The organism is Terriglobia bacterium (genome assembly GCA_020073085.1).
GTDB lineage: Bacteria > Acidobacteriota > Terriglobia > JAIQFV01 > JAIQFV01 > JAIQFV01.
The window spans coordinates 223,727-249,917 of record JAIQFV010000006.1 but is presented as its reverse complement, the minus strand read 5'-3'; the positions used below and the strand labels follow the sequence as shown (position 1 = coordinate 249,917).

Annotated in this window: 15 protein-coding genes; 9 read left to right on the top strand and 6 right to left on the bottom strand. The window is 58.5% G+C overall.

Features of this window, described 5'->3' with window-relative positions; all coding sequences use genetic code 11:
• The first annotated feature begins 495 nt into the window (after positions 1-495).
• The 3 genes from LAO21_08595 to LAO21_08585 all read left to right on the top strand — a co-directional run bounded on the left by LAO21_08595 (position 496) and on the right by LAO21_08585 (position 5,101).
• A complete protein-coding gene (locus LAO21_08595; protein ID MBZ5552762.1) occupies positions 496-1,926 on the top strand; it encodes an anion permease in 1,431 nt (476 codons plus the stop codon).
• Between the two features lie 97 nt (positions 1,927-2,023).
• Positions 2,024-3,604 (top strand): hypothetical protein, encoded by a 1,581-nt coding sequence (locus tag LAO21_08590; protein MBZ5552761.1) that lies wholly within the window; start codon positions 2,024-2,026, stop codon positions 3,602-3,604.
• 87 nt (positions 3,605-3,691) lie between these two features.
• Complete coding sequence (locus LAO21_08585; GenBank protein ID MBZ5552760.1) at positions 3,692-5,101, top strand: flippase; 1,410 nt, start codon at positions 3,692-3,694, stop codon at positions 5,099-5,101.
• 137 nt (positions 5,102-5,238) lie between these two features.
• On the opposite strand, the gene LAO21_08580 is transcribed toward LAO21_08585, so the two are convergent.
• Both LAO21_08580 and LAO21_08575 read right to left on the bottom strand, forming a co-directional pair.
• On the bottom strand, positions 5,239-8,526 hold the full coding sequence (locus LAO21_08580) for a carboxypeptidase regulatory-like domain-containing protein (protein ID MBZ5552759.1): 3,288 nt from the start codon (positions 8,524-8,526) through the stop codon (positions 5,239-5,241).
• A 654-nt stretch (positions 8,527-9,180) separates the two neighbouring features.
• Positions 9,181-11,217 (bottom strand): HEAT repeat domain-containing protein, encoded by a 2,037-nt coding sequence (locus LAO21_08575; protein MBZ5552758.1) that lies wholly within the window; start codon positions 11,215-11,217, stop codon positions 9,181-9,183.
• Between the two features lie 427 nt (positions 11,218-11,644).
• Between LAO21_08575 and LAO21_08570 the strand changes: the two genes are divergently transcribed.
• Complete coding sequence (locus LAO21_08570) at positions 11,645-12,583, top strand: hypothetical protein (GenBank protein MBZ5552757.1); 939 nt, start codon at positions 11,645-11,647, stop codon at positions 12,581-12,583.
• An 82-nt stretch (positions 12,584-12,665) separates the two neighbouring features.
• Here LAO21_08570 and LAO21_08565 read toward each other — a convergent pair whose 3' ends face one another.
• Positions 12,666-12,836 (bottom strand): hypothetical protein, encoded by a 171-nt coding sequence (locus LAO21_08565; protein MBZ5552756.1) that lies wholly within the window; start codon positions 12,834-12,836, stop codon positions 12,666-12,668.
• 151 nt (positions 12,837-12,987) lie between these two features.
• On the opposite strand from LAO21_08565, the gene LAO21_08560 reads away from it, so the two are divergent.
• From LAO21_08560 to LAO21_08540, 5 genes are all read left to right on the top strand, one after another.
• Positions 12,988-16,002: a response regulator gene (locus LAO21_08560; protein ID MBZ5552755.1), complete on the top strand. Its 3,015-nt coding sequence runs from the start codon at positions 12,988-12,990 to the stop codon at positions 16,000-16,002.
• The gene (locus LAO21_08555) at positions 15,999-16,835 is read left to right on the top strand and encodes a response regulator (protein ID MBZ5552754.1); all 837 of its coding nucleotides are present in this window, start codon (positions 15,999-16,001) and stop codon (positions 16,833-16,835) included. Before LAO21_08560 ends, LAO21_08555 begins: the two co-directional genes overlap by 4 nt.
• Before the next feature lie 224 nt (positions 16,836-17,059).
• Entirely contained in the window at positions 17,060-17,527 is a 468-nt protein-coding gene (locus LAO21_08550) for a MarR family winged helix-turn-helix transcriptional regulator (GenBank protein ID MBZ5552753.1), read from the top strand.
• Between the two features lie 45 nt (positions 17,528-17,572).
• Entirely contained in the window at positions 17,573-18,919 is a 1,347-nt protein-coding gene (locus LAO21_08545) for an SCP2 sterol-binding domain-containing protein (GenBank protein MBZ5552752.1), read from the top strand.
• A 149-nt stretch (positions 18,920-19,068) separates the two neighbouring features.
• Positions 19,069-22,299 carry a PAS domain S-box protein gene (locus tag LAO21_08540; protein MBZ5552751.1) on the top strand — a complete coding sequence of 1,077 codons (3,231 nt, stop codon included), beginning with the start codon at positions 19,069-19,071 and terminating at the stop codon, positions 22,297-22,299.
• Here the strand turns inward: LAO21_08540 and LAO21_08535 are convergent.
• From LAO21_08535 to LAO21_08525, 3 genes are all read right to left on the bottom strand, one after another.
• Entirely contained in the window at positions 22,271-24,016 is a 1,746-nt protein-coding gene (locus LAO21_08535) for a hypothetical protein (protein ID MBZ5552750.1), read from the bottom strand. The genes LAO21_08540 and LAO21_08535 overlap by 29 nt on opposite strands.
• A 12-nt stretch (positions 24,017-24,028) precedes the next feature.
• A complete protein-coding gene (locus LAO21_08530) occupies positions 24,029-24,793 on the bottom strand; it encodes an ABC transporter ATP-binding protein (GenBank protein ID MBZ5552749.1) in 765 nt (254 codons plus the stop codon).
• A gap of 483 nt (positions 24,794-25,276) precedes the next feature.
• A complete protein-coding gene (locus tag LAO21_08525) occupies positions 25,277-26,185 on the bottom strand; it encodes a hypothetical protein (GenBank protein MBZ5552748.1) in 909 nt (302 codons plus the stop codon).
• Positions 26,186-26,191 lie beyond the last annotated feature (6 nt).

The following is a 26,191-nucleotide window of genomic DNA, read 5'->3' as shown; positions in this document are numbered from 1 at the left end:
AGGATAGGAACAATGGCACCCCCCGCAGGCACCTGCCTTAAGGAATAAACAAACACTTGTTACTGTGGAGACTCTGTACCTGGCCGGTTGAGTCGGGAGATGATTAAGCAAGGCGAATTAAATGGGGGATCGCCCGGCCGACCAGAAGTGTAGAACTTGACCTCCTCGAATTCAAGGAAAATTCACTTGAATCCGTTGCGGCGTCACGTCGTGGGGAGATTTGTCATGAAATTCAAATCCCGAAATCCCGAGGGCTGAAGTCCCGAGAGCTTGAGACAAGATGCAATGTGAGTTAACATCATGGCCCGAAGCATTCAGAACTTTGTGACACTCCATGGCAGAGTGTGAATGCTCTCCACACCTGGTCCGGGAGGGTGGTTCGGCGCGAGCCAACGCCCGGGGTAACAGCCTGTCATCTGGGAAGCGAAAAAAGGGGGAATTCCTCCTGTCTTCAAATGCAATGCCGCGGTCTTGCCGAGGAAGCGGACTCTGTTGATGACGACATTCCAAGGCCACCAAGATGGGGGGTTGAGGAACTCGCGGGCGAGGATTCTTGTTTTCAGTCTGGCACTCGTGCTGACCATTGCCCTGTGGTTCTATCCTTCCTCGATCCAACCCGACGCCCGACACGCGCTCGCAGTCAGTCTTCTCGTGCTGATCATGTGGGTGGCCCGGATACTTCCCCACGCGATCACCGGACTCATCGGATGTTATCTCTTCTGGACCGTGGTCAGGGTACCTTCTTCCACCGCGTTCGGGGGATTCACCAATATTTCGGCCTGGTTTGTTTTCGCGACAGGGCTCTTCGGCCTGATGATGACGAAGACGCGCCTTGCCCATCGATTGGCGGGATGGCTGATGGGCCGCTCCGGGCTGTCTTATTCCCGGCTTGTTCTGAGTTTTCTTCTGACGAGTCTTCTGTTGAACTTCCTGGTTCCCTCCGGGATCGCCCGCGTGATCATCCTGGCGGGAATCGGTCTTGGAGTCGTCTCCTCGCGGGGCTGGGGACCGGAGGACCTGCCGGCACGAGGCCTCTTTGTCGCACTCACCTTCTCTTCCACCCTCTTCGACAAATTAATGATCACGGGGGGTTCGACGATTGTGGCCCAGGGGATCATTGAAAAGGTCGGGCGGGCGTCGGTCTATTGGAGTCAGTGGTTTTTTGCCATGTTTCCGGCCCTCGTCGTCAGCCTTCTTGCTTGCTGGCTGGTCATTGTGTGGCTCTTTCCCGCGGATCCCCTCAAATCAGGATCCAGCCAAGGGCCTTCGGGGGCAGGGCAGCGGCAGAGGGAAGCCTGGGGCTCCGTCGAAAAGCGATGCGCCATTCTTCTTGTAGCAGCCCTCCTTCTTTGGGTGACCGACTTCATCCATCATATCCATCCCGCGGTGGTGGCGCTGGGGATTGCTCTCGTGGCCACCTTGCCACGAATCGGGGTGTTGGAACCGGAGGATCTGAAACAGATCAACTTCCTCCCCTTCATTTTTACGGCTTCCGCATTGAGCCTGGGTGACGGATTAATGAAGACGGGCGCCCTGGCCGTGGTCACACAAGCACTCACCTTTTGCTGGGGGCCGTGGGCCTACAGCTTCCTGCCGTCTGCCATTGTGTTGTACTGGACCTCCTTTTCCTATCACCTCCTGGTCCCGAGCGATCCAACCACCCTTGCCACCTCGATGCCGACGGTAATGAACTTTGCATTGGCACACCACTGGAATCCCGTGGCCGCAGGATTGGTTTGGACGCTCGCCCTGACGGGAAAGATTTTCGTTTACCAGTCCGGTGCAACGATCGCCGGGTTCTCGTTCGGTTATTTTCAGGCCCGCGATTTCTTGAAGGTCGGACTCTGCCTGGCGGTGGTTGAATTTCTGGTTCTTCTGATTCTGCTGGTGTGGTACTGGCCGCTCATCGGCCTGATACGGTATTGAGGTTGTTAATCCTGATTGCCGATGAGACTTCGCCGGTGCAATGATCCCATGTTGGCCAGAATTGAAAATCTGGATATTCCATGGACGCTGGACTTCCATGATCGATGACTTAAAGATGTTTTTCAGGTACTTCTCCGGCCTTCGGAGGTTCCTGGGACAACCGCTCACTCCGGAGGATTGCCGCCGGAGAATACAGCGTCAATTGCAGGACCGGAACGAATCCTTTCTCCGGGTAGTGGAGCGGGGGATTTATGGTAATCCTCGCAGTCCGTATGCCAGGCTCCTGAAACACGCCGGCATTGACTTCCCGACGGTCGCGGCCCTGGTACGCCGCGAGGGCCTGGAAACCACGCTTGGCAAGCTCTATGATGCGGGGGTCTACGTGACGTTTGAGGAGTTCAAGGGGCGCCGGCCGGTTCATCGCCCCGGGCTAAGCTTCAAGGTGCGACCCGAGGATTTCCACAATCCCCTTCTGGCACGAGACTATGAGCTCCAGACCGCAGGTTCCCGGGGCGTGGGCACCCGGATCATCGTCGATTTTGACCTGTTGACACATGAGGCGGCATACCACTTCCTGTCGATCGAATGCTTGGGGCTACAGGGCAGGCCGGTTGCGATTTGGTATGGGGTTCCGCCGGTGGTGAGCGGTTTGAAGCACCTGCTCCGATCCGCCAAGATTGATCAGCGAATTGAAAAATGGTTTTCGCTCAGTCCTTTGGTCGTCCGCCCCAAGACACTGAAGTACTTCGTTTTCACGAAATATGCACTTTATGGCAGCCGGCTGTGCGGGAACCCGCTGCCAAATCCGGAATACACGCCACTGGAGGACGCCCATAAGGTCGCTCTTTGGCTGGCTGCAAAAAGAAAAGGAGGGAACCCCGCGGAACTCCACACCAATCCAAGCTCTGGAGTGCGTGTGTGTCTGGCTGCACAGGAGCGGGGGCTGGATATCTCGGGGACCTTATTCCGACTCAACTCCGAGCCTTACACGCCGGCCAAAGCGAAGATTGTGGCGGAGAGCGGATGCAGAGCGGCTGCACAATATTCCATGGGAGAGATCGGCAATATCGGGATGGCCTGCGGCGAGCCGGCCGCGCTGGATGATGTCCATCTCCTGACGGACAAACTGGCGGTCCTCCAACGGAAGAAACAGATTCTGAACTCGACCCTCTGCGTTGACGCCCTGCTCTATACGACTCTTCTCCCCAGTTGTCCCAAACTTCTGCTCAATGTCGAGAGCGATGATTATGGCAAAATCGAGAAACGAAAGTGCGCTTGTCTCTGGGGGGACCTGGGCTTTGAACAGCACATCACGAACATTCGCAGCTACGACAAGCTCACCAGCGAGGGCATGACATTCTTCGGAAGCGAGCTGATCTCGCTGGTCGAGGACGTTCTACCGTCCCGGTTCGGCGGGCACGCCACTGACTACCAGTTCCTTGAAGAGGAAGAGGATGGCCTGCCTCGAGTCAACATCGTGGTCAGCCCCCGGGTTGGAGCCTTCGATGAGGAGCGCCTGATCCTGACCGTCCTGGATCAGCTCGGGACTTCTCTGGCTTTGAAGAGCATGATGGCGGAGCGGTGGCGGGAGGGCCGGACGCTTCGCGTGATTCGTCGTGAGCCGTTCGCCTCGGGTGCGGCCAAGATCCTTCCCCTTCATATCCTCCGAAAGCCGTGAGGGCTGCTGGAGACCGGACACCCTGAACTGAAAACTGCTCGAGGCGATAAGAACTCGACGGACGGGATTTGAACAAAGACACACAGCATGGGGCAAGCCCGAAGCTTTCTGCTTAATTTCACCGTTCTGGCGACTGGCGATCTGGCCGCGAAGGCCCTGGCGTTTTTGGCCTTCGCGCATATGGCCCGGGTCGTGGGCACCGAACTCTTCGGTGACATCGCCTTTGCGGTCGCCTTCACGCTTTATTTCGGTCTGATCGTCAACCAGGGGCTTGATGTGTATGGGATCCAGGAGGTGGCTCGCGATCGTTCCCTGGCGTCCGCCCACACCGCAAACATTCTTGGCCTCCGGCTAGTTTCCAGCCTCTTGGCGGCCACCGCCCTCCTCCTCACCGTTTCCCTGCTCACCAAACCGATGTCGGTCAAAGCGCTCATGCTGCTTTATGGGTTGACTCTCATTTCCTCGGCGTTTTCCTTGCAGTGGGCCTTCCAAGCGGTCGAAAAGATGAAATACGTCGCGGCCGCCAATGTCCTGGGCCAGTTGATCTTTTCCACGTTGGTGCTGTCGTTGTTGAATCAGCCCACTCAGTATCTTTGGATCCCGGTCTTCCAGATCACCGGCGAGTTCGTGTCCACTCTGTATCTTATTTTCCTATTCCGCAGGGAGATCGGGCCCCTTCGTTTCACTTTCGAGATCCACGCCTGGTCCAAGATCCTGAAGAGCTCTTTGCCGATGGGACTCTCAAGTGTGTTCACGCTGATCATGATCAACTTCGACATGGTCCTGCTCGGCTTTCTCAAACCGGCCTCTGACGTTGGCCAGTACAGCGCAGCTTACAAGTTCATCGGTTTCTTTTCTTCCTTCGTTTTTCTCTACAACCGGAATCTATTGCCGGCGGTTTCACGCTGCAGGGGCAATCCTTCCATGCTGCAGCACATCTCGACCAGGACGCAGAAGTATACCCTGTTGCTCGCGGTGCCCCTGGCCGTCGGGGGTGCGATGGTCTCCCGTCCCCTCATCCGGCTGGTGTACGGGTCCCGTTTCTCGGGAGGTGCGGTCGCACTCGCCATCCTCATATGGATTATTCCGCTGTCGTCGAGTCGCGTTCTATACCGAGTCACCCTGCTGTCCCACGGACTGCAAAACTATAACCTTTGGGTTTCGCTGGCGGCGGTCCTTGTGAATGTGACGCTCAATTGCGTCCTGATTCCCCGTTACAGTTATGTCGGTTCGGCCGTGGCCACGGTGATCTCAGAGCTGTTGTTGCTTCTCCTGACTTATGAGGGTGTGGCCCGGAAGGTGACAGCCCTTCCGCTGCTGGGACACCTCTGGAAGCCCATTCTGGCCAGCCTAATTATGGCGGCCTATCTGTACTGGTCTAAAGGCACGGGCATTTCGGCGCGGATTCTTGGAGGGTTTGTGATCTACACGCTTGCAGCCATGACGCTGAGGGCTTTCGACATGAAGGAGATCAAAGAAACGCTGGGCTGGAAATGAGCGACTGGGTCTTGGAATGAAGGGTGGTACAAACCCAATGATCGTCCAACCCCGTGGCTCGTAATTCAAGCAAAGGGGAAAAGAACGAGCCACGCCGGGGCCCACGATCTCATCCGCGTCCAAAACTGGAGGCAGTCTCAGAAGATGAGTTTCAGGGCCAACTGCATTTGACGAGAGGTTGTCGCCGTGGAGGTGACCACGCCGGCGGAATTGGCGATGTTCGTGCCCGAAAACACGACCTGACTCGGGATCCCGAAGTTGGCATGATTCAAGAGATTGAAGGTCTCTGCCCGAAACTGCAGCGTCAACTTCTCGCCCATGCTGAACTCCTTGAACAGAGAAGTATCGATGGTGAACAGGCCCGGGCCGATGAGAGACCCCCGCGCCACGTTGCCAAAGGTCCCCGGAAGCGGACGCGTGAAAGCACGAGGATCGAACCAGTGGTCTGGGGTACCCGGAATCACCGGACCGCTGAAGGCAGGATTCCAGTTCGGCACATCGGGATTGAAGGTGTCCCCCGTGCCGGAGACATTCGCCCCCACCTGGGGCGTGAACGGAAACCCGCTTTGAGCCGTAATGATTCCATTCCACTGCCAGCCGCCAATCAGTTCCTCCACAAAACGGCTGGCGTTTCCCCCCAACGAACGGCCCCGTCCAATGGGCAATTCATACGTAAAATGCGTGTTGAACTGGTGTTTCAAGCTGTATGCCGACACTCCCCGGTTGAGCGCGAAATTGAAGGGGTTGAGAATCGATTGGGGCTCATTCTGGCCGCTGGAATTGGTGATTGCGGAATTCAGGTCCATGATCTTTGAAAAAGTATAATTGACTTTGAAGCTCAGCCCGGAGGAGGCACGCTTCACGACCGAGACATTCAGCGCATGGTAGTTGCTGGTACCCTGAAAGAGCCACGAGAAGGTATTTGCGACGAACGGGTTGGGTCGCATTCCGGGCGGCATGTACAGTGTTCCCTGCGGCACCGTCGCCACCGCCGAACCGACTCCCCCGCTCGCGCAACCCGCAGGGGCGGAGCAGATCTGCGGCGGCGCGACATTGCGATCGATGCTGAGCGACGTGTGGTACGCCTCGGAACCTACATACCCAACGAGAAATTTGAGATTGCGGGTGATCTCCCGCTCGAGGGTCAAGCTCCACTCCTGAACGGTGGGAGTCCGCATTTCAGGATCGACCCCGCCGGGGGAGAAGATCGAGCATGGGGTCTTGGCTGCCTGGAGCTGCGCATTGCAGCTGGGAGGCGGTTGCGTCCCCCCGGGGATCGGGATAATGGACAGCATCGGGGTGTTCGAGATGGACATGCGCGCATTGAATGGCGGATTGGCGCTGATCCGGTGTGCCAGACTGTCTTGAAGATCGTTATAAATGCCGAAGCCGGCCCGAACGGACCACCTTCCTGTGCCCGTCGGATCCCAGGCGACGCCAAGCCGCGGCTGCCACAGGGCGTGGGCATGGTTCTGAGTAAAAATAGAGTCACCCACGAGGGGATCCGTCAGGATCATCCCTTGAGTGTCGAAGAGGTAGTTGGCAGCTCGCCCTGAAACCTCATTCCACCCTGTCGTCATCTCATCCCGCAAACCGATACGAATTGTCAAATTCGGTTTGAGCTTGATGTCATCTTCGATGTACCCGGCCGCTTCCGTCGAGCGGTGACCCAATGGGGTTGGATTCGGCGTCGCGACAAACGAAGTGGGCTTATCCTGCAGAAATGCCGTCAAGGAAGGGTAGCTGACCGAACCGCTCAGGGCCAGGTGCGCGCCACTCAGGTTCTGCTGCACCCGTTGAATCCAGACGCCTGCACTGATGGAATGTCCCCCCCGGGTGAAGTGGACGTCGTCGGAACCGGTAAAGAGGTTTCGCGCATTTCGGGTGGTGCGGGTACCGGCGGGCGATGTCACGGCGGCCGCCACCGTGCTCACGACGCCGCCGCCGATGCTGATAGCGCCCGGGGCAGTCGCACTGATCAACCACAAGGACGGTGGGATGGGGACGTTGGTCGGCGTCTGAGAAAGGGCGAAAGCCCGGGAGAACCCAAAGGTCGTCGTGTTCAAAATCGTCGGGGAGAACACATGGGTCTCCTGAACGCTCAGCAATTGCGTGCGCTGGATCGTTGAGGTCAAAAAAACAGGATCGGCCTGTGGCGTGTCATTTTCACCATCGTCAAGGGTATAGCTGGCCGAAAGTGAATCGTTCGCCGACATCGAGTAATCAAGTCTCGTCAGGCCAAAGTCCTCCCGAATCCGCTGAGGGGGATTGCTGAAGTTCAGCGCCAATCCGCCGCCCAGCGTGGGACCATTCGGAGTCGGCCAATAGGCAAAGAACGGCAACATTTTCGGCTGCAACCCGGGCACCGGGACCTCGGCGCCGCCCGGCCCGATCGGCAAGAGTCCTTGCCGTGCATTCGCATCCGGCACCACCGCGACGTTGCTGAGCCCAAGCCGCTGACGAAAGCCTTCGTAGTTTCCGAACAGGAAGAGTTTATCTTTCTTGATCGGCCCTCCCAGGGCTCCTCCAAATTGATTTCGCTTAAACGGGGATGGCCCGACTGAGTGATCAAAGAAATTCCGGGCGTCCAGGGCGCTGTTGCGGAAAAACTCGAAGACATCTCCGTGCAGCTGGTTGGTCCCCGAAGAGGTGACGATGGTGACCTGACCGCCGGCCCGCTTCCCATATTGGGCTCCGTAAGAGTCCTGAAGCACATTGAACTCCAGCACGGCATCCACCCCCAGCAAGAGTCCGCTGGCGCCGCTTGGCAAAACGATCTGGCCGCTGTCGTCCGTCCCGATGTAGTCAACTCCGTTCATCAGGAAGCGATTCTCTTCGGGCCGCCTCCCCGCCACAGAAAAGGCATTCCCCTGCACCCCGGAATGATAATTATTCGTGTAATTGCTCGTCCCCGTGTTGAGGGTCAGCAGCTGATCGAAGCTACGGCCGTTGAGGGGCAGATCCTTTACCTGGCGTTCTCCTACAAGGCCACTCGTCGCCGCTACGGTCGTGTTGACAAGCGGCGCCTCTCCCGTCACCGTCATCGTCTGTTGCACATCGCCCACTTCGAGCCGCACATCGACGATGGTTTGGTTGGCCACCTCGAGCGTGACGCCCGTTCTCACGAAAGCCTTGAACCCGGCTTTTTCAACCCTGACTTCATACCTGCCGACCGGGATCGAGAGTGCCGAGTAGTTGCCCCTTTCATCGGTGACCAGCGCCCGCGTCTTTCCTGTCCCCACAGCCGTCAGGGTCACGGACGCCCTGGGAACGGCTGCGCCGGATGTATCCTGAACGGTTCCCGTTATCGCCGCCGTGGGTTCCTGGCCCCAAAGTGTTGCCATCGAAAACATCAGAATCACATTACCCAACAGGAGTAAGGACCGTCGGCTGCCGGATTCGATGCGGGATCTCTCTGAAACCATCTTGCTACCTCATTTCAGCGGGTCTGGAGCAAAGGTACAAACACTGACATAAAATCTCCCGGTCAAACTTCAGCTTGAACTCAACGACGATGTGGGGCGCTATGGGATTCCGGCCCCGCCAGAGGCATGGAAAGACAAAGTGGAATGTCCTCCGACTGTTGCTGACCCGCGAACGTCGCGGTTGAGGATGGGATTGTACCCACGAATCTGATTGTCCTAATCCTAAAGAATAATGAGTAGTGCTTGAATGGAATGGGCTGAGTTTCTCAATGCCTCCTCGTGCGCGAAGTCTCCCGCTCTCCCGCGCGAACGGGCTTGTGGAGGCTCGCAAACTGGAGGGAGACTACAACAACCGGATTGGCGGGGGCAAGGGATTTCTGACTTTAAATCCCGGCGCCGAGGCGTGTTCTGGGAAGGAGATTGTGGTGGGAAGAAGGTTGGATGGAACTGCTCCACCAAGGACGTGGAGAGTTTGACTTGGCCCGGGGAGGTGGAGAGTGCGATCCGGCCCAGGGAGGCGGAGACTACGATTCGGCCCAGAGGGCTGCCCGAGTGTAACCACACCTGCCGAAGATCCGCCTTGGCAGGAAGGTCCGTCCCGCGCTCTTTGCGGGACGGAGCGAGGGTGGGGGCAGAAGATCGACGGAATCCAAGTTAAGGCATCAGTTTTACCTTTCGTTCCCGCAGTAACTTTTCGATTTTGAGGAGGAGGCTGCTTTCCTCGAGTCCCGCATCGCGCACCGCTCGAGCCAGCGCGCCATCGAGACGCCGATCATTTAACGCCTCAAGCGAATCAAGGGCGGCGATGCGCGCCTCCTGGGGAGCGCCCGGATCAGCAAGCAGTGAGGCAAGCTGATCGCGAATGTCCTCGGCGCTGACGCCGGGTAATGCCGCGAGGTTGCCGGCCGCTCGGGCACTGGCTGTCAACACTTCCATATTCCGCGAGGACAAGCCTGCCCGGACGAGTTCGAGGACCCGGGGTTCGTGAAGGTCCCCGAGGGCAATGAGCGCTGAAGGGGCGAGCGGGCTCTTCTCGTTTCGCGCCAGTTCCAGCAGTCGCGGCGTCAAATCGACTGTACCGAGCCTTCCCAGGGCCCGCACGGCCGCGATGTTCCAAGCCACATCGTTGCTGGTTTCAAGGATTCTGCGGAGTTCTCCCACCGCTCGAGGCTCGCGTATCGCGCCCAGGGCGGAAACGGCTTGCTCACGCAGATCCGGCTCAGACATGTGTTCGAGGGCGTAAGGATAGCCGTCGCGAATTCCGTGCCGACCCAAGAATTCGGCCATTTCCAATTTCCGCAACAGGTTCGTTTCCTGACCCAGATGCGGCTCAAACGCCTTGGCGGCCTCGTCGGTATCGATCCTGATCAGCGCTTCGGACGCCTGCCACCAGATATCCCACTGGTTCGGGACGAGCAGACGCGCCAGGGGCGCGACTAATCGCCCGTCGGCTATCTTTCGGCAGGCAGAGGCAAACTCATTTTGCTCCGCATGGTCCAGCGGGAGTTTCGAGACCTCAAGTAGGGCCGGAGTGGCGTCGGCGGATGGCAGGTCACTCAGAACATCCAAGTCCGTGACGACGGGGAGCCCCGACTCGAACTTCCTCTCGATCCTGAGGACGATTTCTCGGATCCCTTCGCTCGGCTTCAACCGTGCCATTGTCCATTCCGCCCCGTATTGAACTGCCGGGGGAGCATCCAGGGGCATTTGCCTGAGCAGGGCCATCACCGCGGCTTCCTGGCCGCCCATCTTAAGCTGACCCATGGCACGGAGCCGTGCGCCTTGCTCTGCAAAGGTGAGAGGCCGGTTGAGATCGAACTGTGCCCGGGCCGACCGGTTCTCCAGCGCGCCGGGTCCTGCGGTGCCCATTGCCTCGAATGCCGCGACTCGGGCTGCAACATCCGCATCGGACTTCTCAAGCGATACGGCCAGGGCATTGACCGCGTCGCCCCGGAGCACGGGTTGATCGAGATAATCAGCTTCGAAAAGATCGTGGAGGGTGTTCGCCGCCGCCTCGCGCACGGCGGGGGAAGAGTCGTTCAAGTGAGGCGCCACAGCCGCGATCGTGCCCGGGGTCTGTGCAGCCAGCAGCGAGCGGCGCTTCAAGGCGACCAGCAGCGGAATAGCCGGTGCGCCTTTTTGAGTCCGCAATCCCTCGAGCAATAAGGCGTCTTTCGAGGCACGGTCGGTGGTGGCGTTGACGGCAAGCAATATCCTGACAGTCCCGAGCAACCCGTCGTTTTGATCTTGCAACAATGGGATCGCCTGCTCGAGGCTGGGGGAGTCGTGCACGATGGCAAAACCCTGCATCGAGCGCCCCAACATCAACAAACGCAACTGGCCGGCCTCGATGGGCGAGGCGTCCCCAAACCGCTGGACTCCGAGGTCGTCGCTCGTCAGGGAAAGGGACTTCCGCGAGAACACGCCTTTGAGCACCCGCACCGGTTCGAATTTGAATTGGAGGAGGGAGCGCTCGCCCTTCCCTCCCATGATAATTTTGGTTTCGCTTACATGCGCCACGCGCCCCACCATCACGAGGCTTGCTTGCCCCAAAGCGGACTCCAGGTCAAGGCCCCGAAACCACTCGTGATAAGCAAAAGACAGCGTCGGGCCCGCCAAGAGGAGGTACAGCAATATAACGCTGACAACGCGGGCCCCAAATTTTCTCGACCTTCGCTGGTTCTCTTCCATGATCCACCCATCCTTTTGGAAAAAAATAATGGCCCAATGTGCCGGCCGGTATCTCACCTGTTCAAAGACGCGACTGGCCTTCCGAGTGTTATCTAAAATCTTCTCACTGCAAAGTGGACCGGAAACAGACCTGCGCCCGGTGGAAAGGTTGGGTGATCTTTGACATCACGCCAATGGTTCCTTGAGGGAACCAGTGGATGCAAATCGGCTCCGGTGCGGCGGGCATCAAGGATTACAGCGACAAACTTCTGTAACACGCCGACATGACAATTGGGGGGATTTATTGAGAGTTCTGAGGCTGTGGGCCGACACCAACTGAACTTGAGCAGTAAGAATGGTTCCCATCCCTTGCATCTTGGAGGCGGTCTTAGTTGTCCCGCGGCTGCAAAATGAACCGAGTCCTTAACCCTCTCACTGGAGGCATTAAATGAAATTGCGCAAAACTCTAATCCTTCGCCTCGGGATCATGGCGATCCTGCTACTCCTGGCGGCCTTGCCGATGATGGGCCAAACCGAATACAACTGGCGTCTGCGGTATGCCCAGGTGGCCAATGGAGTCTCCGGGAATTCCACTTATGTCACGACATTGGTCGTCTCCAATCCTGAAGACAGGATTTCGGAAGTGCAGCTGGAAGATTTTGATCACAACATCCCGATGAATGCATTGAGAACCCAGTATTTCACCGATTGCTTTGTGACGGCGTCGACGACAACCACCCTCAATTTTCAGGTCCCTCCCCACTCCAGCTGCAAACTGGACACCGATGGAGTGGGAACTCTCGAGACCGGCTGGTTGCGCGTGACCGAAGTGACAAACAGCCACAATCTCGGCGGATACCTGAGCTGGACGTATTACGCCGGAAACCAATTCACTGGCATGCCGCTGTTCACCGTGGGGGTCTCCCCCACGCGGGTTTACAATCAGATTTCGATCCCCGTGCTTCGAGATTTCGCCACGGGCGAGGACACCGGTTATGCCCTGGTCAACCCCTACAATTCCGGCATCACCATGCAAGCCCAGCTGTATGACAAGTCCGGTGTGGTGCGATGCTCCGGTACGATCTCATTCGCGGCTTTCGCCCACGCGGCACAGATGGTGAGCGAACTCTGTCCGGTCACCCTGGCCACTGCGACGGGCTTTGTCGGAAATCTCATACTCACCGGATCGACCGGCAGTGATGCAGCCATTGGCACCGCCGTGATCGCACGCAGAGGCGCCTTCGGTGGGGCCACCGCGAGCATGAGCGTGGACTCTCACGTCGACTCCAAGCGAGCTCAAGAGAATGGCAGAGAAGAAGCGGCGACCGCCCGAAGCAGTTTTAACGTCGATGGGAAGTGGAATCCCCTGTTGCTGCCCAAGTTGTAATATGGTCGACTCCCGGCTGGCGAATAAGCAATCTCCGGATATTCGCGCCGAGTGAAGCCCCATGACGAAGCGCCCTGATCTCCTATCGGTGGAGCAGGGCACTTTTTTTCGCAAACCGCAATTTCACCTGCCCATAAGGCCAAACGGCCTCGATCCATTGGCCCGTCAGCATACCCGGGCCATGCCACAGGAACCTCTCGCACAAGTTGTTCTTATGCCGGCGAAGTCCCACGGGGGCCTTCATGTTAGCCACGCCGATCTTCGAGTCCTGGGGCTGTGATTCTGATTTCGGGCCGACCGCTCCCCCGGTCTGAAGGATTCCCCTCTGGACAGGCCAGCGCTGTGATAAAATGACGGCCACCGGAAAAAGACCGAGCCAAACCTACTGCGAGACGCGGGCGTTTATGACAGCACCGCCATTAGCCGGCGAGGAACAGCACTTCTCCTCCCTCCAGACCGAGAAGGAGCTGGAACACCTTTTCACGCTGTCCCTCGACTTGCTGTGCATTTCAGGTTTCGATGGTTACCTGAAGCGCCTGAACCCTGCCTGTGAAAAGCTGTTGGGGCACACCCTCTCAGAGCTCCTTTCAAAGCCCTATTTCGAATTCATCCATCCGGACGACCGCGGTGCCACGATTGAGGAAGCACGGAAGCTGGCGAGCGGCACGCAGACGGTCTCCTTTGAGAATCGCTTTCTCTGCAAGGACGGGTCCTATAAATGGCTTCTCTGGAGTGCCACCCCGGTTATGGAACAAGGCCTGATCTATGCCGTCGCCCGCGACATTACAGACCGCAAGCGGGCCGAACAAAGGCTCGCGGCGGGGTACGCCGTGACGCGCATTCTGGCGGAATCCGCCTCCTTGAGCTCTGCCACGCCCCAGATCCTGAAGGCCGTTTGCGAGAGCCTGGGGTGGGCCATGGGAGCGATCTGGCGGGTGGACGGGAAAGCGAATGTGCTGCGTTGTGTGGATATCTGGCATGTCGCGCGCTTGGATGCGGCACGATTCAAGCAGGTCACGGGCGAAACCACTTTCCCGCCGGGAGTCGGCCTTCCAGGGCGTGTCTGGGCCAGTGGTCAGTCCGCCTGGATTCAAGACGTCGTGCAGGATGATAATTTTCCGCGCGCCATCACCGCCGCTCAAGAAAACCTGCATGCCGCCTTCGGATTTCCTATCCGCGCCGGCGACAGAATCATCGGCGTCCTGGAGTTTTTCAGTAAAGAGATCCAACGGCCGGATGACGACCTGCTCAGGATGTTCGGCTCCATCGGCAGCCAGGTGGGCCAGTTCACGGAGCGGTGCCAGGCAGAAGAGGAGCTGAAACAATATGCCCATCACCTCGAGGCTGCCCAGGAACTCCAGGAGGAAAATGCAAAGCGACTGGCTCAACTTGTCCGGGAACTCGGAGCCGCCAAGCAACAGGCGGAGGAAGCGACGAGGGCCAAGAGTGAATTCCTGGCCAACATGAGCCACGAGATCCGCACCCCGATGAACGCGATCCTTGGAATGACCGAGTTGGCGATGGGCACGCTTCTCTCCGCCGAGCAGCGGGAGTACCTGACGCGGGTCAAGGAATCCGCACACTCCCTGCTCACGCTGATCAACGATATCCTCGATTTCTCGAAAATCGAAGCCAGGAAGTTTGAGTTGGACCGGGTGGAGTTTGGCCTTCGGGAGGTGGTCGGAGACACATTGAAAGTCCTGGCCCTCCGTGCCCAGCAAAAACAACTCGAGCTTGCCTGTCACATCTCTCCTCATGTTCCGGAAAGGCTGATCGGTGACCCGGATCGCCTCCGCCGGATCATCGTTAATCTGGCGGGCAATGCGCTCAAGTTCACCGAGAAGGGGGAGGTGGTCCTCGACGTGGGAGTCGTGTGGGAGACGCCGGGAGAAGTTTCGCTGCGTTTTGCGGTCTCTGACACCGGGATAGGGATCTCCCCGGAAAAGCAGAAGGAAATTTTCGAGCCGTTCGCGCAGGCTGACACGTCAACCACCCGAAAGTATGGGGGCACGGGGCTCGGGCTGGCCATCTCCACACAACTGGTGGAGCTGATGGGCGGCCGCATGGGGTTGGAAAGTGAGGTGGGACGCGGCAGCACCTTCCGTTTCACGGCGCAGTTTGGACGGCCCCAGGAAGCCGCCGACGAGTCCGTCCCGGTTCCGCCCATCGATGTCCGCGATATGCCCGTGCTCGTCGTGGATGACAACGCCACGAACCGGCAGATCCTCGAGGAAATGCTCCGGAACTGGCACATGCGACCTGTGGTGGCGCAGAATGGCCGGGACGCCCTGGCGGCGATGGAGCACGCCCGGAACTCAGACCAACCCATCCGGCTTGTGCTGCTTGATGCCCACATGCCCGGGATGGATGGATTTGAAGTCGCCGCGAAAATTAAGCAAAGTCCCCGCTTCCGTGATGCGCGGTTAATTCTGCTCACCTCCACGGGAGTGGGAGCCGACATGGAACGGTGTGAGCGATTGGGGGTCAGCGCCTATCTAAACAAGCCCGTCAAACAGTCCGAGCTGTGGAACACGATTGTTACCACGTTGGGCGCGCCCTCGCTTAAAAGGACTCGCGCGGGCACCGCGGACGGGCGAAAGCCAGCCTCGCTCGCCCATCCCCTGCGCCTCCTCGTGGCGGAAGATAATTCCGTGAACCGGGAACTCGCGCTCCGCTTGCTGGAAAAGCGGGGCCACCAAGTCGTCGTGGCCGCGAACGGGCGGGAGGCGCTGGCCGCCCTGGATAGGCAGACGTTTGACGTTGTTCTGATGGATGTGGAAATGCCGGAAATGGATGGAATCGAAGCGACCAAGGCGATCCGCGGGAAGCCGTCCGGGGCGCACGTCCCCATCGTCGCCATGACGGCCCATGCCATGAAAGGCGACCGCGACCGATGCCTTGAGGCGGGGATGAACGCCTACGTCTCCAAACCCATTGATCCCGCCGTTCTCTATGAGACCATCGAAAAATTAGGCCGTTCCGCCCACGCGGCGCCGGACCAGGAAGAGACCAAGCCTTCGGGCAGCTTCAGTGCGTCCCTCATGCTCGCCCGGCTGGGAGGGGACGCTAAACTCCTTCGCGTCCTGATTCAATCGTTCCTGGGGGATTGCCCGAAGATGCTCTCGGAAATGAAGAGAGCCTTCGATCGTGGAGATCAGCGGGCCCTGGCGAGCACGGCGCATGCCCTGAAAGGGTCTGCTGCAAACTTCGGAGTCGGGGAGATCGTCGATCGCGCCACGAAGCTGGAGCTGGCTGCGCGACGGGGCGACTGGGAGGAAGCCCGGGTGCTCTACCCGGACCTGGTGAAAGCCGTCGATCGCTTCGAAGAAGCGCTCGGGCGCGCGAGGTCAACCCTTCGGCGAGGCTCCAGGACCCCCAAGCAGGATCATCATCAAAACCCCCGCCGGAGAAGATCATGAAAACCGTTCTCATCGCCGAGGACGATCGGACCACGCGCCTTTTGTTGCGGGGCGTGCTGAAGAGTGCCGGGTTTTCAGTTGCCACCGCGGCGAACGGTGCGCTTGCCTTAAAGCAACTGCGCGAGAAAGACTTCGACCTGCTCCTGACCGACATCTGGATGCCCCGCTTGAATGGTCTGGAACTGCTCGCCTCGCTTCGCGAGCAGGCCAGAAGACCCAGAGTCCTGGTCATGACATCGGATAACACGCCGGAGACCTTGCTGCGAGCGGTCCGCGAGCAGGCTTACCACTACATCACCAAACCCATCGACCCGAAGGCCCTGGTCGATTTGGTCAAGGATTCTCTGGCCGCCAAGCCGACTTCCCCTCCCATCGAGGTTTTGTCGGCCCGACCGAACTGGGTCGAGCTGCTGGTGCCCTGTGACCTGGAAGTGGCAAACCGTATTACGGGTTTCATGGACCAACTGAGGGCCGACTTGCCGGATGACATCCGCGAGCGCATCGGCATGGCGTTTCGGGAACTGCTCACCAATGCCGTCGAATGGGGGGGGAAACTGGATCCCAACCAGAAGGTACGCATCTCCTACTTGCGCGCCCGCCGGATGGTCTTGTATCGGATCGCAGACCCCGGGACGGGTTTTCGCTTCGAAGGCCTGAAACGCGCCGCCTTGGAGAATGCCCCCGACCGCCCCTGGGAGCATATAGAGACCCGGGCGCAGATGGGTGTGCGTCCCGGGGGCTTTGGTCTGTTGACGGTCAAGGCCATCGCCGATGAGTTGCTCTACAACGAAACCCAGAATGAAGTGGTCTTCGTGAAGTACCTCGATCCGTGAGCTGCGGCCTTTGCGGGACTTTCCGAACCCGTTCGACATTCAATCCGTTGACCCCGGCCGGCCTTGTCCTCCGTGGGTGTGGGCGGCACCCTTTCTTCCTCCATTGTGCATCGCCACCCGGGAGCGGCAATTCCAGCTTTCGCCGCTTGCGCGACGGATCAATTTTTTTACTTGACAGAGACCGATAGTTGTATATACAATTAAACGGATTCATCTCAAACACCATGACTCACAAAACGGAATCTCCCTCCCTCCAGGTCAAGCAGATCGCCGAGGAATGCATCGCCGTCCGGTTGCGTCTGCTCACCCGGGCCGTGACGAGGCTTTACAACCAGGCCCTGCGGCCGCACGGCCTGACCGTCAGCCAGATGAACATCCTGGTGGCGGCGTCCTGCCTGGGTCAGGCCCGACCCCGGGACATCTGCCGGGTCCTGCACCTGGAAAAATCCACGCTCAGCCGCGATGTCGAGCGAATGCGCCTTCAGGGCTGGCTGAAAAGGAGCGCCGGCGAGGACGGACGGACCAGTTTGCTCCAGGTCACGACCGCGGGTGCAAGATTTCTGGAAAAGGCCATCCCCGCGTGGCGCGAAGCTCAGCAACGGGCCAGGGCGCTGTTGGGTGAGCAGGGTTGGTCCGTGCTCGACCGAACGGCCGCTGCCTTGAGGCGGGGAGGCCTGAGAGAGCAGGGCTGATTTTTTTTGGAGATCATAGTTGTATATACAACGAAAGGAGAATTCATGACTTCCCTCAATGAACATCCCACGGTCCAACACTTTTACGAGCAGGGGCAGGCCCACGCCGCCCGGACGCCCCCCTCCGTGGTGGATTCGGCATGGCTTCGCCAGCTCTGTCTTGAGGCGGGGGCCGGCGATGTCGGCTTTGTCGAGATCGAGCGGGCGGAACTGGCCGACCAACGCCGCGCGATCCAGGCCGTCTTTCCCCACGCGAAAACCCTGGTCAGCCTGGTGTGCCGAATGAACCGAGAGAACATCCGCAACACGGCCCGGTCCGTCTCCAACGAAGAATTTCACCAGACCACGGATCAGCTGAATCATGCAGCGCGCCAAATTGTCGCCGCCCTGGAGCAGCGCGGGATCCGGGCCATGAATCCCTCGGCTGGTTTTCCCATGGAGATGGAACGCTTCCCCGGCGGGAAAACCTGGGTCATCTCCCACAAGCCTGTGGCGGTGGCGGCGGGGCTCGGACGTATGGGAATCCACCGCAATGTCATTCATCCGAGGTTCGGGAGTTTTGTCCTGTTGGACACAATTCTCATCGACGCGGAAGTGACCGTTTATGACCATCCCCTTGACTACAATCCCTGCCTGGAATGCAAGTTGTGCGTCGCGGCCTGTCCGGTCGGCGCCATCGGCGCCGACGGCCACTTCGACTTCTCGGCCTGCTATACCCACAACTACCGGGAGTTCATGAGCGGCTTCACCGACTGGGTAGAGACGGTCGTGGAGAGCAAGGGAGTCCGGGACTATCGCCAGAGGGTGACCGAATCGGAATCGGCCTCGATGTGGCAGAGCCTCTCGTTTGGAGCCAACTATAAATCCGCCTACTGCATGGCCGTCTGCCCTGCGGGGGAAGACGTCATCGGTCCGTTTCTCCAACAACGGCAGGAATTCCTCAAAGAGGTCGTCAGGCCCCTGCAAGACAAAACGGAAACGGTTTATGTGGTGCCCCGCTCCGACGCGGAGACGTATGTGGCCCGTCACTTCCCGCATAAAAAGGTGAAGCGCGTCCACAACGGGCTGCGCGTCCTCTCGATTGAGGCCTTCCTGGCTAACCTGCCCAACACGTTTCAGCGACATCAGGCGGAGGGATTGAACGCCACTTTTCACTTCACCTTCTTTGGGGAGGAGCACCGCCGGGCGACCGTCGTCATTCGCAACAAGTCCCTCCACGTGCAAGACGGTCATCAGGGGAGGGCGGATCTTCATCTCTCGGCGGACAGCCGCACCTGGCTGGGCTTTCTGGCCAAAGAGCGGAATCTTGTCTGGGCGCTGGTGCGAAGAAAGATCCGGATCAAAGGATCCCCGCGGATGCTTCTTGCCTTCGGCCGCTGCTTCCCTACGTAGAAGATGGAAGGGGGGCTTTCGAGGAATTGGATTCGCATTGTGCTTTTTTTCCCGTGGCCCTCGGGGCCAGGATAGATACGGTCCTAAGAGAACTTTTTGGAAAGATTTTATTGCAGGATGAAGGGGATTGACCTGGGGGAGAGGTGCCGATGACCAGCAAAGTGGTTGATATTACAGGACATGCGATCTTAAATGACACTGCGCTCTTGCTCAGTTCAATCGTGGAATCCTCCGATGATGCCATCATCAGCAAGGATATGGAGGGGACCATTCAAAGCTGGAACAAGGGGGCAGAACGCATTTATGGCTACTCCTCCCCGGAGATTATTGGCCAACCCATTTCGAACCTGCTTCCGCCCGACCATACTAACGAGTTTCCGGAGATCATGGCGACCCTTCGACGCGGAGAAAGGATCGACCATTTCGAGACCGAGCGGGTGAGGAAGGACGGCCGCCGGATCTTCCTCTCGCTCTCGATTTCGCCGATCAAAGATCCAGCGGGCACCATCGTAGGGGCTTGCACGGTCGCCCGTGACATCACGGAGCGCAAGCGGGCCCAAGAGGAACTCATGAATTCGGAGGAACGCCTGGGAATCCTCTTTGAATTCGCGCCCGACGCCTATTATCTGCACGATCTGCAAGGGAATTTCGTGGGCGGGAACAGAGCGGCGGAATCCCTGATCGGCTACCCCAGAGAAGAGCTCATCGGAAAGAATTTCTTGACCTTGAATCTGCTCTCACCGGAGCAAATCGGAACGGCTCTCCTGGGCTTGAAGACGAGCGCCCAGGGAATGTCTTTCGGACCTGAGGAACTCACTCTGACCCGGAAGGACGGGACTCAAGTCATCGCGGAGATGAGGACGTTCCCCATTAAGATCCAAGGACAGGAACTGGTTCTGGGGATTGCCCGCGATGTCACGGAGCGCAAGCGGACCGAGAAAGCACTCCGCGAAAGCGAGCGCCGTCTTTCCACGTTGATCTCAAATCTTCCCGGCATCGCGTTCCGGAGCAAGAACGATCACGCCGGGTCCATGGAATTCATCAGCGACGGCTGTCTGGATTTGACCGGCTACACCCCCCTGGACCTCATTCAAAACCCTCAATTCGGCTTTAATAATGTCATCAACGATGAGGACCAGAATCGACGCCGGAGTGACATCCAGGTCGCTCTGCGAGAGAAAACTCCCTACAAGCTTCCGTATCGCATCCGGACGGCACAAGACCAGACCAAGTGGGTGTGGGAACATGGCCGAGGGGTCTACTCCGAACACGGCGAGTTGCTGGCGGTGGAAGGATTCATCACCGATGTCTCCGACCAGGTGCGGACGGAACAAGAGCGAGAAGTCATCTTTGAAATCAGTGAGGGGATCAATCAGACCGCGAACCTGGACGAGTTGCTCCGTCGCATTCATCATTCGCTGCGAAAAGTGGTTTACGCGGACAATTTTCATATCGCGCTCTACAACAAGGAAAAGGGGCACATTGAATTCCCCTACTTTGTGGACCAGTACGTTGCGCGCCGCGGGCCCGCCGAGGTGGGCCGGAGCAGAACGGCGTATGTGTTCCGGACCGGCCGACCGATACTGATGACGGAGCAGGTCTTCCAGAAACTGATTCAGGAAGGTCAGGTCGGAAGCGTCGAGACCCTTCCGTCCGTCTGGGTGGGGGTTCCCCTCAGGACCCTCAAGGAAACGATCGGCGTCCTGGTCGTCCAACATTACTCCGATCCCAAGGCCTACACCCAGAGGGACCTGGAATTCCTGACGTCGGTGGGAAACCAGATTGCCCTGGCAATCGAGCGGAAGCGGTCAGACGAGGAACTGCTCCTTCAAAAGACCCGGTTTCAGTCTCTGTTTGAAAACGCCCCGGTGGGAATTGTCATGTTGGACGAGCAGGACAGGATCCTGCGAATCAACCGGGCTTTCGAAAAGACGTTTGCTTTCTCCATCGATGAAATTCACGGAAAATTCATCAATGCGGTCATCGTGCCTCCCGATTTGCGCGCCGAGGCCGACAATATCTCCACGAAGAACCTGAACGGGATCGCCGTTGAAATGGAAACGGTCCGGCAACGAAAGGATGGTGGTCGAGTTCCGGTCCATCTCTTTGGAGTCACCCTCACGGCCACGGAGGGACAAATCGCAAATTTTGGCATTTATGCGGACCTGACAGAGTCCAAGCAACTCACCGATCGGCTTCGGCAAGCCCAGAAAATGGAGGCGGTCGGCCGGCTCGCGGGTGGCATCGCCCATGACTTCAATAATCTCCTGGGAGTGATCATCGGATATAGTGAACTGCTGTCTCAACAGGTGGACCCCACCATCCCGATGTACACTCATATTACCGAGATAAGGAAGGCGGGAGATCGGGCGGCGGCGCTGACCCGGCAGCTCCTCGCCTTCAGCCGCAAACAGATGTTGCAACCGGTCGTTTTGAGTTTGAACAAGGTGGTGGAGGACATGAACAAGATGCTTCGCCGCTTGATTGGCGAACACATACAGCTCGACACAAGGCTCGATTCAAAACTTGCGCAAACCAAGGCCGATCTAGGGCAGGTCGAACAGATTATTATGAATCTGGCCGTCAATGCCCGTGACGCCATGCCAAATGGCGGGACCCTCACCCTGGAGACCGCTAACGTCGAACTCGGTGAAGACTTCGTCAGCGCCAATCCGGGTGCAGTCAAAGGCCTCTATGTCATGATGGGATTGTCCGATACCGGAGTCGGGATGGACACAGAAGTTCAGTCTCACCTTTTCGAACCCTTTTTTACCACCAAGGCGGAAGGCAAGGGGACGGGGTTGGGACTGGCCACCGTCTACGGCATTGTCAAACAGAGTAATGGTTACATCTGGGTCCAGAGCCGGCTGGGCATCGGGACAACCTTCCGAATCTACCTCCCCCGCGAGTTAGAGGGAGGAGTGAATTCCGACTCAAGCCGGGACTCACAGCAGGAGAAGGTGCCCGGCGGATCCGAGACCATCCTGGTAGTGGAGGACGCTTCTCCGCTCCGCAAATTGTTACGCGAGATTCTGGAAGGCCACGGTTACGCAGTGCTCGAAGCGGGGGATCCGGAAGAGGCGCTCAAGCTCGTCGAACAGCATCGGGGCCCCATCCCTCTTCTACTTTCGGATGTGGTCATGCCCGGGATGGGCGGTCCATTGCTCGCCGAAAAGCTCCGTCCGAGACGACCGGAGATGAAAGTGCTTTATATCTCCGGATACACCGAAGATGCCATCTCGCATCACGGTGTGCTCCGGCCTGGAGTGTCCCTTCTCCAAAAGCCGTTCACCCAGAAGTCGCTCCTCAACAAGGTTCGTGAAGTCCTTGCGGCACCAACCAGCGACCCAGCTAGTCCCGATCGAGGTCCAACGCCATAACGACGGGTTCGGGCAATTCTTCGAAATCGATCTGGCCCCCTTCCCCGAATTCCCGTCGGACCCTTCGAGCGAGCATCCACACCGCGAACAGCCCTGCCAGCATCCCCAGGGTCAGCATGCTCCTCTCAAGACACCAGGCGACAATGCCACCGAGAACCGACACATAGAGGAACAAGGCCACGCAGTAAAGCACAACCGTCTGAATCACAGGTCGCTGACCGGGCAGATAGGAAGAGGTAAAAGGAATTCTCTTGATCTGCATGAGGAGCAGCTCCATCAGCGCCAGTGAGGGAAGCAGGCACAGGAGCGCCGCGCTGAACCCGGCGCGGGCGCCAAGGATGTACACTTCCAGAGGCAGCGTGAGACCTGCCACGGGGAGCACCGCGCCGCAAAGAAGAAACCATTCCACTCCCCCCAGGAAGGCGGGCCGAATCCCCTCCTCATTGACGCGGAACGCCCAGTTGGCGCGGAGTTCCACCGGCAACCGGAAGAGGTAACGGAAGCCTGCCAGCATGAACAACGATAGGGCGAGGGGCGCCGAGATAGCGGCCAGGCGCAGCCCCGGTGAAGGCGCCGAGAACCCTCGAAATCCGCGGCTGAGCGCGAGGCTGATGAAGCTCTCAAAGATCACCGCGACCGCCAGCCCGGCAAACGCCGTCAGGACGAGACGGTGCTGCCGGTTACGACTCAGGGTTTTTCGAATAAAAGAGAACACAGCCAGCTTGCGGGAATCCGGAATGACCCACCCGCCGAGAACCGTAAGCCAGCCCCGCCGCACGGTCGCTGCTCCTGTGCCCGCCGACTCCATCAATCGCATCTTGTGCCGGCGGTAGCTCCACGTGTAGGTCAGCATGACGGCCACCGCGGATGCACCGACACCGGCCAGGCTCAACGCGGCCAGCCGGTTCGCAAAGGGTTCAAATGCGCCGACCATCGTCTGGTGTAATCCCAGAAACCAGAGGGGCGGAACCCATACGGCCCAGCCCGGCCGCTGGTCCATGAATCGATCCATCCCTGGAATCGAAAACACGAACGGGAGCGAGCACATCAGCACTGTGAGCAGAAAAGCCTGCACCGCCAATGAAACGCCCGTGAACTGGCGGATCGGGATGACATTCAGCAGCACCCCCTGCACCGCGACGAGCGAGAAAAACATGAACAACGACGCCAGGGAGGTAGAGACCAGGATCGCCCCGACCTCCACGCCATAAGGGGTGGTTGCGTGACGGCCGGACATGGCGGTAGGCAGCATCACGCTCAGAGGGAGCGTGATGGCCAGAATGAACAATCCCGCGAAGGCCAGCAGGGCCGTGAACTTGGCCACGAACATCTCCCGCAGGCGGACCGGAAGGGATGCCAGGGCCAGATAATCGCGAAGCCCCGGAAACAACGACGCCCACTGGAACGACGTAAAGAGCCCGATGACGAACATCGCCAGGGTGATCAGGAACAGTGTGTCGGCGAGAACCGCGCGGCGAAACGGCTCAACGGCCGGCCGCCAGTTCAGGATCATGTACTTGCCGCTGAACACCTGCGCGAAAACAAGGCAGGAGGACAGGAGGATGGCAATCACTCCCGCCGTGACCGGTCGCCACTGCCCGGGTGCGGATACGAAATCCCCGTCCAGAGAGTGGAGAAGAAAGAAGCGGCTCAGCTCGAACCCGGTCGAATGGGTCTCCTTCAGCCAGTTCTGCAAACGTTCGAGTCTGTCTCGCATGTTATCCCGTTTTCAAGATCGCATCGCCGCCAGAATATCCTTCACGACACGCCCCGGGTCTTCCTGTTCGGTAAGCTGCGTGAAGATCCCTTCGAGCGAGGGCTGCTGCATCAGGGCGCGGAGATGTTGGATGGCGCCGTCGGCCACCACCTTCCCATCGCGCAAAATCACCACCGAGGAACACACCTTTTCGACCACTTCCAGCATGTGCGAGCTGTAGAGGATCATCTTGCCTTCATCCGCCAGCGCCCGGAGCAAGGCGCGCAGCACCAGGGCGGTGTTGACGTCCAGTCCCGAAAACGGCTCGTCCAGGATCAGCACATCGGGGTCATGCAGCAATGCCGCCGAAAGAAGGATCTTTTGACGCATCCCCTTGGAGTAAGAGGCCAGAGGCGAATAGCGGTCCTCCCAGAGCGAAAACAAGCGGAGCATCTTATCGATTCGAGGCTCCAGCGCTCTCCGCGCAATCCCCCGCAGGCGGCCGATCAATTGCAGGTATTCCCGGCCGGTGAGATGCGGATACAGGTTTGGTTCCTCGGGGACGTAACCCAACCGGCGCTGGAATTCAATCCTGTTGTGGCGGACGTCTTCACCGTGGAAGAGAATTCTCCCCTCGGTGGGCTCCATGAGTCCCACCAGCATTTTCACCGTCGTGCTTTTCCCGGCGCCGTTGGGCCCGAGATAGCCAAGGATTTCACCCCGGTGAATCGTGAAGCTCACGCCATCGACCGCCGGAATGCGATTGAATCGTTTGACTAGATTGGAGACTTCAAGCATGACATTCCCTCAGATGGAATTTGGGTGGATCTAAACGGGCAACCTGGACGCACCTTTGCAGGGAGCAGGCCGAACCGCGGGCTAAGGGTAAAAGAGGCAGGGTAGGTGGCGCAATTGAGGGGAACTCAGGCTCCCCGCTGAGCTTTCTAAAGGTTCATTCTCCAAATCGAACGATCTGGAGGGGCCAAAGCCTCCGAAAACCTCTCTTCTACCTCTGAAATCAGCTTATTCGAAACCTGAAGAATCCCCAGCCCCCATGTAGTTCGACACAGGTCCCCTCTGGTATGAGACGCTCACAGTTTGGGGAAGTGCCAAATTATTTATGGAGGTCCCGGCCCGGGTGATATCCGATCCGGATTTTCAATTATTCGATACGGTCAGCGAAACACACCGAGTTTCAGGATTCGGGAGAGTTGTGTCGACTGATCTGAAAGACAAATGCTGAGAATTGGTCCCCGACACCGTTATTGGCCGAAGCCCCAATTATTCCGGATCATGGTTTGGGAGAAGCAACAGGATAGCGGCGATCCCCTCTCTTTCATTCAGTTCGAGTCTCACGTGGCGCCAGTAGAACTCAGCAACTTTTGCTCTTGGCAAGCGGAAATGCTCCTCGATAAATTGCTCCACCAGTTCAATATTGAATCCCTGGCCGAGATACGGTTTCCAATCCGCCAGGATCTTGTGACCCACACCGGGGGCCGCCTCCACCCCAGAAAGCTTCAATGGGCCAAAGCGAAAGGCCTTGCCTTCCTGGATTTTGACTTTCAACAGGATCGTCCTGCCGGTTTCATCAAACTCCTCATCAGGGATGGGAACGAAGTTGATATACCCCTTGGTCTCATAGCGTCGCCTCATGGCTTCGAAGGCTTTGCGAATCTTTCCCCTGTTGTAGATATCCCCGCCCTGGAGTGGGAACAGTCCACGAAGTTCCGTTACCGCAATCGCTTTTGCCCCGGATATTTGAATCTCGTTCAAGCGGTATTGCGGCCCGGCCTTGATACGCAACGTCACATCGACAGTCCTTGAATCTATGGGTGCAGTGATGGGGTCGGACACTTCGACGTGCAGGTATCCGTCGTCCGAAAAGAGTTGGCGGACAAACTCTGAAACCTCAACCAGGAAATAGGTATGCGCCCTCAGTCCCTTAGTTACCAGGGCCTGCGCATCGGGCAACTCGCTCCCGCCTTCCAGGTACACCGACCTGACGGTGATCTCGGCTGGGTCGGAATTAGACTTGATGTGATGGCCGGAGGAACTCTGCGGCGGGACCATGTTCTGTTTGCTCGCAGCGGCAGTAGGGGACGAAACGGGAGGCCCAGTGTCCTGGAGTGGAAATGCCAGGTCTCCCGATAAAATTGTCCAGGCTAGGCCAAATGCAACGACTGACAGCATTAGCCT

What these genes read in the sequence shown, in the direction of transcription:
- LAO21_08595 (MBZ5552762.1), top strand. Translation starts at nt 496, where the DNA reads ATGACGACATTCCAAGGCCACCAAGATGGGGGGTTGAGGAACTCGCGG.
- LAO21_08590 (MBZ5552761.1), top strand. Translation starts at nt 2,024, where the DNA reads ATGATCGATGACTTAAAGATGTTTTTCAGGTACTTCTCCGGCCTTCGG.
- LAO21_08585 (MBZ5552760.1), top strand. Translation starts at nt 3,692, where the DNA reads ATGGGGCAAGCCCGAAGCTTTCTGCTTAATTTCACCGTTCTGGCGACT.
- LAO21_08580 (MBZ5552759.1), bottom strand. Translation starts at nt 8,526, where the DNA reads ATGGTTTCAGAGAGATCCCGCATCGAATCCGGCAGCCGACGGTCCTTA.
- LAO21_08575 (MBZ5552758.1), bottom strand. Translation starts at nt 11,217, where the DNA reads ATGGAAGAGAACCAGCGAAGGTCGAGAAAATTTGGGGCCCGCGTTGTC.
- LAO21_08570 (MBZ5552757.1), top strand. Translation starts at nt 11,645, where the DNA reads ATGAAATTGCGCAAAACTCTAATCCTTCGCCTCGGGATCATGGCGATC.
- LAO21_08560 (MBZ5552755.1), top strand. Translation starts at nt 12,988, where the DNA reads ATGACAGCACCGCCATTAGCCGGCGAGGAACAGCACTTCTCCTCCCTC.
- LAO21_08555 (MBZ5552754.1), top strand. Translation starts at nt 15,999, where the DNA reads ATGAAAACCGTTCTCATCGCCGAGGACGATCGGACCACGCGCCTTTTG.
- LAO21_08550 (MBZ5552753.1), top strand. Translation starts at nt 17,060, where the DNA reads ATGACTCACAAAACGGAATCTCCCTCCCTCCAGGTCAAGCAGATCGCC.
- LAO21_08545 (MBZ5552752.1), top strand. Translation starts at nt 17,573, where the DNA reads ATGACTTCCCTCAATGAACATCCCACGGTCCAACACTTTTACGAGCAG.
- LAO21_08540 (MBZ5552751.1), top strand. Translation starts at nt 19,069, where the DNA reads ATGACCAGCAAAGTGGTTGATATTACAGGACATGCGATCTTAAATGAC.
- LAO21_08535 (MBZ5552750.1), bottom strand. Translation starts at nt 24,016, where the DNA reads ATGCGAGACAGACTCGAACGTTTGCAGAACTGGCTGAAGGAGACCCAT.
- LAO21_08530 (MBZ5552749.1), bottom strand. Translation starts at nt 24,793, where the DNA reads ATGCTTGAAGTCTCCAATCTAGTCAAACGATTCAATCGCATTCCGGCG.
- LAO21_08525 (MBZ5552748.1), bottom strand. Translation starts at nt 26,185, where the DNA reads ATGCTGTCAGTCGTTGCATTTGGCCTAGCCTGGACAATTTTATCGGGA.